The organism is Pseudomonas sp. 24 E 13 (assembly GCF_900004715.1).
Classification (GTDB): Bacteria; Pseudomonadota; Gammaproteobacteria; order Pseudomonadales; family Pseudomonadaceae; genus Aquipseudomonas; species Aquipseudomonas orientalis_A.
Window position 1 is genome coordinate 1 of the sequence record NZ_CVTO01000113.1, and the last position, 12342, is coordinate 12342.

General features: G+C 62.1%; 8 protein-coding genes and 1 pseudogene. 3 read left to right on the top strand and 6 right to left on the bottom strand.

Translation table 11 applies throughout. The features are described 5' to 3' along the window. The 5 genes and pseudogenes from BFP90_RS11815 to BFP90_RS11835 form a co-directional block, all read right to left on the bottom strand. A pseudogene (locus BFP90_RS11815) lies at positions 1–297 on the bottom strand (multidrug RND transporter); the annotation flags it as partial. After that, the gene (locus tag BFP90_RS11820; RefSeq protein WP_065896753.1) at positions 294–767 is read right to left on the bottom strand and encodes a MarR family winged helix-turn-helix transcriptional regulator; all 474 of its coding nucleotides are present in this window, start codon (positions 765–767) and stop codon (positions 294–296) included. The pseudogene BFP90_RS11815 and the gene BFP90_RS11820, both read right to left, overlap by 4 nt. 235 nt (positions 768–1002) lie before the next feature. After that, positions 1003–4689 (bottom strand): translocation/assembly module TamB domain-containing protein, encoded by a 3687-nt coding sequence (locus tag BFP90_RS11825; RefSeq protein WP_176718036.1) that lies wholly within the window; start codon positions 4687–4689, stop codon positions 1003–1005. Beyond that, positions 4689–6416 (bottom strand): autotransporter assembly complex protein TamA, encoded by a 1728-nt coding sequence (locus tag BFP90_RS11830; protein ID WP_065894895.1) that lies wholly within the window; start codon positions 6414–6416, stop codon positions 4689–4691. Before BFP90_RS11830 ends, BFP90_RS11825 begins: the two co-directional genes overlap by 1 nt. A gap of 64 nt (positions 6417–6480) precedes the next feature. After that, positions 6481–7131: a GNAT family N-acetyltransferase gene (locus BFP90_RS11835; RefSeq protein WP_065896755.1), complete on the bottom strand. Its 651-nt coding sequence runs from the start codon at positions 7129–7131 to the stop codon at positions 6481–6483. 169 nt (positions 7132–7300) lie between these two features. On the opposite strand from BFP90_RS11835, the gene xthA reads away from it, so the two are divergent. Both xthA and BFP90_RS11845 read left to right on the top strand, forming a co-directional pair. Further along, positions 7301–8113, top strand: a complete 813-nt coding sequence (xthA, locus tag BFP90_RS11840) for an exodeoxyribonuclease III (protein WP_065884896.1) — start codon at positions 7301–7303, stop codon at positions 8111–8113. 264 nt (positions 8114–8377) lie between these two features. Next, entirely contained in the window at positions 8378–9709 is a 1332-nt protein-coding gene (locus BFP90_RS11845; protein WP_065896756.1) for a substrate-binding domain-containing protein, read from the top strand. 120 nt (positions 9710–9829) lie between these two features. On the opposite strand, the gene BFP90_RS11850 is transcribed toward BFP90_RS11845, so the two are convergent. Then, complete coding sequence (locus BFP90_RS11850) at positions 9830–11059, bottom strand: acyl-CoA dehydrogenase (protein ID WP_065896757.1); 1230 nt, start codon at positions 11057–11059, stop codon at positions 9830–9832. A 167-nt stretch (positions 11060–11226) separates the two neighbouring features. Between BFP90_RS11850 and BFP90_RS11855 the strand changes: the two genes are divergently transcribed. Then, positions 11227–12162 (top strand): LysR family transcriptional regulator, encoded by a 936-nt coding sequence (locus BFP90_RS11855; RefSeq protein WP_027606275.1) that lies wholly within the window; start codon positions 11227–11229, stop codon positions 12160–12162. Positions 12163–12342 lie beyond the last annotated feature (180 nt).

The window sequence follows — 12342 nt, forward strand, 5'->3', positions numbered from 1 at the left end:
GGCGTTGGCGGCATAGGCTGCGGCTTCGGCCTGATGGGCGCGGGCGCTGGCCACTTGCATGTCGGGGCTGTTCTGCAGGGCTTCCTGGATCAGCCCGTCGAGCTGTGGGTCGCCAAGGCTTTTCCACCAGTCGGCGCTGGGCCAGGCGGCATCCGACAGCGTCACGCCGCTCAAGGACTTGCCGGTTTGCAGGGTGTTGGCGTCCAGGCGTTGACCCTGCGTGTCGAGGCCGCTGTAGTTGGCACAACCGGCCAGCGTCATCGCCGCCAGCACCAGGCTGAGTGCGCGTGTGTTCATTGGTTACCTACCCGCAGGATCGTGATGGGGTCACCCGCAGCGATCAGGATTTTCTTGAGGATCCGTTCCAGGGTTTCCAGCTCGCCCGACTCGAGGACGCCGGCCAGTTGGTTGAGGGCCTGGGCGCCGATCTGCGGCAGCATGTCCGCCAGGCGCTGGCCCTCGGCGGTCAGCACCAGTTGCACCTGGCGGCGGTCCAGCTCGGAACGTTTGCGGCTGAGCAAGCCTTTCTGCTCGAGCCGGTCAAGCATGCGCGTCATCGAGCCGCTGTCCAGGGACAAATGGCGGCACAATTCGGCCGGGGTGTCGACGCCGAACTGGGCCATGATGATCAACACCTTGAACTGCGCGGCGGTGATGCCGTGAGGTTCCATATGGGTGTCGATGATGCGGTCCTTGAGGATCGCAGCGCGGCCCAGTAACAGGCCGAGATGGCAGTTGTGGAAGTTGTCAGGGGTGAAGTGAGGCATTGAAAGTCACCTTATTACTGCCTAGGCAGTGAATGTGTGACGAGATATTACTGCTTAGGCAGCGAATGTCAAATGGAATAGTTAGGTTGCTTGGTAATTGGCCAAAAGCTTGAGTGCAAATAGTTGTCCATGTGGGAGGGGGCTTGCCCCCGATGGCGGTGGGTCAGCTACAGATTAGCTGACTGAAAGACCGCTATCGGGGGCAAGCCCCCTCCCACATTTGACCCAGTTGGGTTTAGAAGTCGCGCTTGTAGAAGATATCCAGGGAGCTGGCCACGCCTGTGGCCACTTCCAGGTACACCTTCTTGCTCAGCAAATAGCGCAAGGCGATGGTGTTGGCCGGTTCGAACACCCCTACGCCGTAACGCAGGCTGAGTTTGTCGTTGATCTTGCCGCTGGCGACCACGGCAGTGCTGTTGCCGGTGCCTTGGGTATCCAGGTCGAAATCGCGGATGCCGAGTTTATTGGCGATGTCCGAGGTCACCCCGGCGCTGCCCATCAGGCCCAGGCCCAAGGCGGCTTCGGCAAGCATGTTGTTGTCTTCACCGTTGTTGGTGCGCGAACGTCCCAGCACCAGGTAGGACAGCGCGTCCTCCTGCGCCATGGCGGGCTCGGAGAAGATCTGCGTGGTCGGCTGCTCGGCGCTGCCGCTCAGGCGAATACCGGCGGTCACGGTGCGGGACGATTCGACCACCACACGCACCGCTTCGATATCCAGGAACGGTTGGTCCAACGGCCCGGCAAACAACAGCCGTGCACGGCGCACGTTGAGGCGCTGGCCGTAGGCGCGGTAACGGCCGTCGTTGAGCCACAGCTCGCCACGGGTGTCCATGTTGTCGCCGATATGCACATGGCCCTGCACTTTGGCGGTGAGGCCGAAACCGGCGAAGTTGAGCTGGTCTTCCCCCACTTCCACGTCGATATCCATGGCCATCGCCATCGGCGGTTTGCCTTCTTCGGTCTGGCTGCCGACGATCACCGTGTCATCGGACACCTTGACCGTCGAGGGCGGCAGCTCGCGCACGGTGATATCGCCGCGCGGGATGTGCACCTTGCCGGCAATCGCCAGCTTGTCGTCCTTGAGGCTGATCTTCAGGTCGGGGGCCACTTCCAGCTTGGCATAGGGCTCGACGGTGACCGGCAGTTGCGAGCCCTTGAGGCTGAGGTCGACCACCAGGGCGCGGCCCCAGTCGATCTGGCCCTTGAGGCTGCCCTGCCCGGCCTTGCCGCTGTGCCAGCCGCCGTCAAGCTGCACGCTTTCGCCGGCGATCTGCGCCTGCAGGTTCAGGCCCTCGAGGCTGATGGGCAGTTCAGGACCCGAGACTTCACCGTCCACCAGATTCACGTTGCCGTTAACCAGGGGCGCGAGCAAACCGCCGGAGATGCGGCCATTGCCGTTGAGCTTGCCGTTGAGCTTTTCCACCATCGGCACAAAGGGTCGCGCCACGGCGAGGTCCAGGCCGGTGAGGCTGAAATTGCCGGTGATCGGCTTGTTGGCCGGCAGCGGGTTGATCTGCGCCTGCAGCAGCAGTTCACCGAGCTTGCCGCCACGAAAGTTGAGCTGGGTATCGATGCGCTTGGGGTTGAGCGTGGTTTCCAGCTTCAGGGTGTCGTAGGGGAAATCCAGCCATTGGCCCTTGTCCCGCACCCGCAGGTTGCCGCCACCGGCGTCTACCGAGACCACACCCTTCGGGCCGCTGGCCGGCAGGTCGAGTTGTACGTCGGCATTGAGCCTGCCCTGCCAGGCGAAGTCTTTGGGCAGGAACGCCGCAAGACTGTCGATAGGGAATTGCTTGAGGTGGTAGCGCAGCTTGGGCTCGGGCATCAGGCGCTGGTCTTCGCCACACAGGCTGGCGCCACCGGACACCCAGCAGTGCGCGGCGAAGGTCAGCTTGCCATCGGCCAGGCGCTCGATTTTCGCCGGGGCTTGCAGCCGCCAGTCCTGGCCGCCGGCTTGTACGTCACCACTGGCCAGGCGCCCACGCCAGTTGCCGTTGTCGAGGTTGCCATCCAGGGCCAGGGCCAGTTTGAGCAACGGTCCGGCCAGGTCCAGTTGAACCTTCTGGTTCTTGATATCGCCCTGGGCGCTGGCGGTGAGCGTGCCGACCTGGGTCTCGCCGCTCTGGATGCCGCTGCCCTTGAGGTCGAGCCTGGCGCGCTGGGCGCTGTCCAGTGTGGCGTCGAGGTTGAGGCTTTGCAGGCGGTTGTCGGCCAATGCCAGTTGCTGGCCCTTGAGGTCGAGCTTGCCTTGGGGCGCCTGCAAGGTGCCGGCGACATCGAGGCGGCCATTGACCTGCCCGCGCAGTTGCGGCCAGAGCTGGGCCAGGCGCGCCAGCTTGATGTCGATCTGCCCGGCCAGGCGTTGCTGCAGGCTGCCGCTGCCGTTGATGCGGTTGTCGCCCAGGCGGATGTCCAGGTTGGCAAGGGTCCATTGCTGCCCCGCGCCTTCGGCCTTGGCTGCAAACACGGCGGCCTGTCCGCGCAGGCGACCCTTGAGGTCGAGGTCGGCGTTGAGCTTGAGCTGCTCGTTCTTGAATTCGCCTTTGCTGCGCAGCGGCCCGGCCAGGGTGCCGGGCAATTCGGCGACCCAGTACGCCGGGTTCAATGCCGACAGGTCCAGCGCGGTGTCCCAGGCGATACCGTCGGCAAACTGTACGTTCAGATGACCCTCGGCCTTGCCTTGGCCGGCGCTCAATTTCAGTTCGGGCAGGAAGACTTGCTTGAGGTCGCCGCTGAACGGCGTGACCACCGTGAAGGCGCCCGCCGGGCCGTCAAGGTCGGCCTTGAGGTTGCCCAGATAGTTGCCATCCTTATAGGAAACTTCACCGTTGAAGGTGCGCAAGGCCACCTGCGGTTCATCGATCAGGGGATAGAGGCGGTGCCAGGGGAAGTCCAGCCAGTCGATTTTGGCATCGGCGCTGAAACCTTGCTGCCAGTCCAGGTTGGCGCTGAGCTTGAGGCTTTGCTTGTCGCCGGCATTCAGGTCGAGGCCGGCGATCTGCGCGCCCTTGGCGTCAACCTTGCCTTGCAGCAGTAAATCCACCGGGCCTTTTTGCGCCGGTAATACCGCCTTGCCCAGCAACTGATAACCCGCTTTAAGGTCGCCCTTGGCGCTCAGGTCCAACTGGTTGAGTTGCAAGGTGTCGGGCAGATCGGCGCTCGGCTTGAACGCCTCGGAGGTGATGCGCAACTGCGCCGGCAGGTTTTCCGCCAGGGGTTGCAACTCGCCGCTGAGCTTGGCCGGCAGGTAACCGCTGCTGTCGGCGTCGAGTTTGAGGGTCTTGAGCAAGTCGCCGTCGATGTTGAGCGCGACGGTCCAGGGTGCGCCCCCCGGAGCGTAGGGCAAACTGAGCGTGCCGGTGGCATTGAGCGGCCAATCGCCTGTGGGTTGCAGCAGGCCGGCGAGGTCCAGCACCAGGTCGTCGCGCTGCAGATGAACGGAGTCGATCTGCATGCCGGCGGCGGTCCAATGCGCCGCCAGTTGCAAGCCCTTGAGTGCTTCACTGCCGTTGAACAGCAGGCTGCCGATACGAACATCGCCCAATTGGATGGCAACCGGCAGCTTCAGGTCGGGCAGTTGGATCGGCCCGCTGTCGCTTTCTTCGGTACTGGGGGCAAACGTCAGGCTGACCTGGTCCACATCCAACCGGTTGATGCACAAGGTCATGCGCAACAGGCAGCCCGGCGACCAGTCAAGCGTCGGCGCATTGAGCTCGACGCGGCTGCCGTCCTGCTGCCACAGCAGGTGGTCGGCGCTCCACTGCCCGCCCAGGCGTCCGTGAAAATTCTCCACGCTCAAGCCCGGTACCTGGCCCAGCACCCAGCGACTGCCGGCCTGGGTACCCAGCACCGCCCACAGCGTCAACAGCAACAGCGCGAGGACGGCGATCAATGCCAGCCCCGCTATTTTCAAACCACGCATCACAGCTCAGGCCCCATGGAAAAGTGCAATCGAACGCCGCCCGGATCTTCCAGGGCATGGGCCAGGTCGAGGCGGATCGGGCCCACGGGCGAGACCCAGCGCACCCCCACACCCACGCCGGTTTTGAGGCTGGGCATATCCAGGGTATTGAACGAGTTGCCCTGGTCGATAAAGGTCGCGACACGCCATTTTTCGGTGATGGAATATTGATACTCGGCGCTCAGCGCCACCATGTAGCGGCCGCCGATGCGGTCGCCACGGTCGTTTTCCGGCGACAGGGTCTGGTATTCATAACCGCGCACGCTCTGGTCGCCACCGGCGAAGAAGCGCAGCGACGGCGGCACCGACTGGTAGCCATTGGTGGCACTGCCGCCCACTTGCGCGCGGCCCAGGAACCGGTGGTTATCCCACAAGGTGGTCAGGCCCTTGATCGTGGCGGTGCCATACAGCAGGTTGGTGTCGGAACCGAGCCCTTCCTTGGCGACTTTGCTGTCGAACATCAGGCGATAGCCGTTGTGCGGATCGATGCGGTTGTCGCTGCGCAGGTAGGAGTAGCTGATGCCCGGCATCACCAGGTTACTCAAGCCCGAGTCATTGCCCAGGCGATATTCCTCGCGCTGGTATTTGAGCGAGATGACCCGGGTCCAACCGCTGGGCAACTTGCTGTGCCATTCGGGGCCGAGGGTGAGCAGCTTGCTCAAGGTGTCGGTGTTGGCGATCTCTTCATTCTGATAGCCGCCGGCAAAACGCAATTTGTCGGTGAGCGGAGGGTCCAGCGGAATGTCGTACCACAGGCCGACGTTCTGGCGCGGCGCCGACAACTCGGCTTCCCAGCCATAACTGTGGCCCTGGGGATTGACCCAGTGGCGCGTCCAGTTGGCCTTGCCCCGCGGGCCGACGTCCGTCGAGAACCCCAGGCCCAGGCCCATGGTGCGGGGCTTGCGCGTGTCCAGCTGCACGGCCACCGGAATCACGTCATTGCTTGAGGCTGCGGGGCTGGCGTCCACGCGCACGCTTTCGAAGAAGCCACTGGCTTGCAGGTTCTGGTTGAGTTCGGCGATCAGTTCGGAGTCATAGGGTGTACCTGGCTTGAACGGCACCATGCGCTGCAACAGCTCTTCGTCAAAGGGCGTGTCGCCGCTGAAGCTGACCTTGCCCATGCTGTAGCGCGGGCCGCTGTCGTAAATGAGTTCGATGTCAGCCACGCCCGCTTGAGGGTCTACGGCCAGTTTCTGGTGGGTAAAACGCCCGCTGAAAAAGCCATAGCGCGACGCCTGATTCTGGATCAAACGCTTGGCGTCATCGTAATGCCCGTGATTGAGCACCGCGCCGGGCTTGAGGTCATCACTGGCGGGCACGCGAAAGGCCTTGAGGCTCGCCGCCGGGCCATCGACGCGCAAGATCACGTTGCGCAGATGCACCGGCTCGCCGGGGTCGACGGTCAGGGTCAGGCGCGGGTTCTTGCCGCCCTTCACCTCGCTGGCGATCCGGGGCTGATAGAAGCCCAGCGCCTGGGCCGCTTTGCGCGCCTGCTCTTCGGCACCACGGCTGAATCGCAGCAGGGCTTCTTCGTCACGATCGCCAACACTGCCGATGTAGCCTTCAATGTTGGCTTTCAGCGCGTCATTTGAGGGTTTGATCCGCACGTCCAGTTCGCTTTGCGCCAATGCGCCACAGCTCGTGAACAGCAGGATCAAGCTGCTGGTAAATCTTCCTGGAAACTTCATAGGCGCGGATGCTACACGAGCGAGAGAGGTACTTTGAACTCGGATTTATCTGAATAATTCTGTCTCAGGCCGTTGCAACATGTAACGCCTGGGGATTGGGATGAAAAAACACATGCTCCAGGACAGGTCCTACGGCAATTTCACCGATTTCCTCATAGCCCTGGCGCTTGTAGAAATCCAGGTAACGGGAATTGCCCGTGTCGAGCACCACGCCCGATGAGTGCGGGTCTTCGGCGCACCAGTTATGGACCGCCTCAAGCAACTGTTCGCCATAGTGTTGACCTTGCAACTGCGGATGAATACCGAGCAACGGCAACACATGCACCGACTCACCGGGCAGGCACGCCAGCACGGCCTGATGGTATTCCAGGTAACGCCGCGTACCGCGCACGCCGGTGCTCAACCACATGCGAATCTGCCAGGCCCAGCTCTCGGTGATGCCCAGGCGCCGCTGCGGCGGCGCGATGAGGGCGACGCCAATCAAACGGTCGTTGACGAACAGGCCGATGGCCGGAAGTTTCTGAAAGAAGTGCTGCTTGACCAACTCGCGCACTGTTGCGCGTACCCGCTGTTCATAACCTGGACGCTCGGCTTCGAAGATGTAGGCGAAGGTCGGTTCGTGACGGTAGGCCTGGTACAACAGGGAACGCGCTTCGCGGGAATAACCGCTGTTGAGCAGGCGAATCTCGGCAGCTGCCGTCGAGGTGTCAGGCATAACAATCAATCTCCTGGACGCCATTCAAAAAGATGGCGTTCTTATGGGTACGAACCTGCGCAGCGCCAGTCGTTCCCAGACATTAGCAGCGCATGCGTCCTACCGCCACGCTGGCCCCCGTCCGACTTGTCGGCTAGCATCGCCCTTTTGCCAGACTGGACCGCCGACCATGAAAATCGTCTCCTTCAATATCAACGGGCTGCGTGCCCGCCCTCATCAGCTGGCGGCGCTGATTGAAAAACACCAGCCGGATGTCATTGGCCTGCAGGAAACCAAGGTGCACGACGACCAGTTCCCGCTGGCCGACGTCCAGGCGTTGGGCTACCACGTGTATTACCACGGCCAGAAAGGCCACTACGGCGTAGCTCTCCTTTCGCGCAAGGAAGCGTTGAGTGTGCACAAAGGTTTTGCCACCGATGAAGAAGACGCGCAGCGCCGTTTTATCTGGGGCACCTTCGCCGACGAGAACGGCAACCCGGTCATCATCATGAACGGCTACTTCCCCCAGGGCGAAAGCCGCGACCACCCCACCAAGTTCCCGGCCAAACAGCGCTTCTATGAAGACCTGCAACAGTTGCTGGAAAGTCAGTTCAGCAATGACCAGGCACTGGTGGTGATGGGCGACGTGAATATTTCCCCTCAAGACTGCGACATCGGCATCGGCGCCGACAACGCCAAACGCTGGCTGAAAACCGGCAAATGCAGCTTCCTGCCGGAAGAGCGCGAATGGATGGCCCGCCTGAAAAACTGGGGCCTGGTGGACAGCTTCCGCCACTTGCACCCTGAGGTGACCGACCGTTTCAGCTGGTTCGATTACCGCAGCCGTGGCTTTGAGGACGAGCCCAAGCGCGGCCTGCGCATCGACGTGATCATGGCGTCCAATGGCTTGCTCCCGCGGGTCAAGGATGCCGGCGTCGATTATGATTTGCGGGCATTGGAAAAGCCGTCGGACCATGCGCCGATCTGGTTGGAATTGAGTTGATTCCTGACACTACTCAGTCAACTTGTGGGAGGGGGCACGCCCTGGCCCTCTTGTAGGAGCGAGCTTGCTCGCGAAAAACTCACAGGCACCGCGTTCGTTCAGTAAACACGCGGTATCGTTGACGTTTTTCGCGAGCAAGCTCGCTCCTACAGAGGGCCAGGGCAAGCCCCTTCCCACACTTAGATCTGTGGGGCGTCAGTCATATTGCTGCAATCCAACTGACTTAATCTCGCAGCACTTCCTTTGGCGCAAAAAGGTGCCGGCATGAGGCTGCGCGTTCTGTTACTGCTGACGATTTTCCCGTTTTTCGCTGTGTCCGCCCCCCTTCCGCTTCCCGATCAAGGCCCGGCATTGCGTATCCAGGGTTCCAACACCATCGGCGCGGGATTGGGCCCGGCGCTGGTCAAGGGGTTGATGGAGCGCCAGGGATTGCAAGGCGTGCACATCGAACCCGCCGAGGGCGCCAATGAACAGCAGGTGATCGGCAAGACCCGTCAGGGTAAAACCGTGAGCATCGACGTAGCCGCCCATGGTTCCAGTACAGGATTTGCCGCGCTGAAAAACCACAGTGCCGACCTCGCCGCATCGTCGCGCCCGATCAAAGACAGCGAACTGGTCGACCTGGAAACCCTGGGCGACCTGAAAAGCCCGGAAGCCGAACAGGTGATCGCCATCGATGGCCTGGCAATCATCCTCAACCCCCGCAACCCGCTCAATACGCTGAACACCGAGCAACTGGCGCAGATCTTCAATGGTCAGATCAGCACCTGGGAAGCCCTGGGCGGCAGTGGCGGCGCCATTCATGTGTACGCCCGCGACGACCGGTCCGGCACCTATGACACCTTCAAGGACCTGGTGCTAAACCGCCGCGACAAACCGCTGGTGGCGTCAGCCCGGCGTTTCGAGTCCAGTGAAGCGCTGTCCGATGCGGTCAGCCAGGACCCTCAAGGCATCGGTTTTATCGGGCTGCCCTACGTGCGCAAGGCCAAGACGGTGGCGGTTGTCGATGGAGACTCGCAACCGATGCTGCCACTGGGCAGCCTGATCGCCACCGAGGATTACCCACTGTCACGGCGACTGTACGTTTATCTGCCGCCGGCGACGCAGAATCCTTGGGCCAAGGCACTGGTGGACTTTGCCCAGAGCAGCCAGGGCCAGGCGATCGTGGCGGCCAATGGTTTTATCGCCCAGCACGTGCAGGCAATCGGCGTGGAGCCCCGCGCCTCGATGCCCGAGGATTACCAGGCGATTGTGCGCAACGCCCAGCGCTTGACGGTGAACTTTCGTTTCGAGGAAGGCAGCGCCAGCCTGGACAACAAGGCGCGCCAGGATGTGCAGCGGGTGGTGGCCTACCTGAAAAGCCACGGCAAACTGCACAAGCAAGTGACGCTGGTGGGGTTTGGCGATGCCAAGAATGATCCGCAGCGGGCGGCCTTGCTGTCGAAGTTGCGGGCCATGGCGGTGCGCCGGGAGTTGGTGAAAAGCGGCGTGATACTGCGCGATATTCGCGGGTTCGGCGCACAGATGCCGGTGGCGGCGAATACGGCGGATGAGGGCCGGATCAAGAATCGGCGGGTGGAGGTCTGGGTGTACTGAGGCGGGTTTTGGGGGGGTTCAAGCCGGCCTCATCGGGGGCAAGCCCCCTCCCACACTTGGATTTGTGAATACAGTCAAAATGTGGGAGGTGGCTTGCCGCCGATAGCAGGCGACGCGGTCTCACTGCCCGCCGCGCATCATCTCTTTTGGCACATACTTGCCAATCTCGAACTTGCCGATCGCCGCCCGGTGCACTTCATCCGGGCCGTCGGCCAGGCGCAGGGTGCGCTGCATGGCGTACATATAGGCCAGCGGGAAGTCATTGGACACACCGGCACCGCCATGAATCTGGATGGCGCGGTCGATAACCTTGAGTGCCACGTTAGGCGCAACCACCTTGATCTGGGCGATTTCGCTTTTGGCGACTTTATTGCCCACCGTGTCCATCATGTACGCCGCTTTCAGGGTCAGCAGCCGCGCCATGTCGATTTCCATGCGCGAGTCGGCGATCTTGTCGATATTGCCCCCCAGGCGCGCCAACGGCTTGCCGAAGGCGCTGCGGCTGACCGAGCGTTTGCACATCAATTCCAGCGCGCGCTCGGCCATGCCGATCGAGCGCATGCAGTGGTGGATACGGCCCGGACCAAGCCGACCCTGGGCGATCTCAAACCCGCGCCCCTCACCCAGCAGCACATTTTCGTAAGGCACGCGTACGTTGTCGAACAGCACTTCGGCGTGGCCGTGGGGCGCATCGTCGTAGCCGAACACCGGCAGCGGGCGCAGGATTGTTACGCCGGGCGTGTCCACCGGCACCAGGATCATCGAATGCTGCTGGTGGCGTGGCGCGTCCGGGTTGCTCAGGCCCATGAAGATCAAGATCTTGCAACGCGGATCGCAGGCGCCGGAGGTCCACCACTTCTTGCCGTTGATCACCCATTCATCGCCCTGGCGTTCGGCACGGGCGGCCATGTTGGTGGCGTCCGAGGAGGCCACGTCGGGTTCGGTCATGGCGAAGGCTGAACGAATCTCGCCGCGCAGCAGCGGCTCGAGCCAGCGTTGTTTCTGCTCATGATTGGCGTAACGCACCAGCACTTCCATATTGCCGGTGTCGGGGGCCGAGCAGTTGAACGGTTCCGGACCCAGCAACGAGCGGCCCATGATTTCGGCCAGCGGCGCGTATTCGAGGTTGGTCAGGCCGGCGCCCAGCTCGGACTCCGGCAGGAACAGGTTCCACAACCCCTCGGCTTTAGCCTTGGCTTTGAGCTCGTCCATGATCGCAGTGGGCTGCCAGCGGTCACCTTCGCTGACCTGGCGTTCGAACACCGGCTCGGCCGGGTAGACGTAAGCGTCCATGAATGCGCTGACGCGTTCACGCAGTTCCTGAACCTTGGGCGAATAGGCGAAATCCATGAGCGGCTCCCTTCTCTGAGAGGTTGTTTAGGTCATGCAATCGATGCTAGAACAGCGTTGATAATTTACCTAGCCTATTCTCGGCGTGTATTAACATTCATCACCGATATATGATTGACGTCTGAAGACGTAAAAAATCGCCACCTGATAATAAGAGCGCAACCCCCATGAATCTGAGCAAGGTCGACCTCAATCTCTTTATCGTCTTCGACGCGATCTACACCGAAGCCAACCTCACCCGGGCCGGGCAGATTGTCGGCATCACCCAGCCGGCGGTGTCCAACGCCCTGGCACGCCTGCGCGAGACCTTCAACGACCCGCTGTTCGTGCGCACCGCCCAGGGCATGGTGCCCACGCCGATGGCGCAGAACATCATCGGCCCGGTGCGCAACGCGTTGTCGTTGCTGCGGGTTTCCGTGCAAGAGAGCCGGATTTTCAACCCGCAACAGGCGGCCAAGACCTATCGCATCAGCATGACCGACCTCACCGAAGCGGTGATTTTACCGCTGCTGTTCCAACGCCTGCGCCGCCTCGCGCCGACAGTGGTCATCGAGAGTTTCCTGTCCAAACGCCGCGAAACCACCAAGGAACTGGCCGCCGGGCGCCTGGATTTCGCCGTGGATGCGCCGCTCAACACCGACCCGCAAGTGCGTCACGTCAAGCTGATGGAAGACCGCTACGTATGCGCCATGCGCAAGGGCCACCCGATGGCGGGCAAGGACAAATTCACCCTGGATGACTACCTGTCGCTGACCCATATCCATATTTCCAGCCGCCGCAACGGCCTGGGGCATGTCGACCTAGCCCTGGGCAAGATGGGCATCCAGCGCAAAATCGCCCTGCGCTCCCAGCACTACCTGATGGCGTCGCAAGTATTGCAGCAGACCGACATGGTCATGACCGTGCCCGAACGCTTCGCCCGTCGCCATGAACTGCACTGGTTCAACCTGCCCGTCAATGACGTGCCGCCGGTGGAAACCCATCTGTACTGGCATGAAAGCACCGACCAGGACCCGGCGAACCGCTGGATGCGCGAACAGATGATCGAGTTGTGCCAGCAAGTCACCGCCCACGAGAAGAAACTGGATAAGCAACAGGCTTGAAGTTGCAGGAGGCCCCAGTGTGGGGGGGGCCTGCCCCCGATGACCATGACGCCGTAGCGCCCACCGCTAACCACGATGCGAAGCGAGCCGCTCTTGATCTGCTTTTGATTTTAGGCGCCCCGTTAAACCACGCTGGCCGAACGCAGGCTTGAATCCGTGGGCAACCCGGCAGGACGCCGG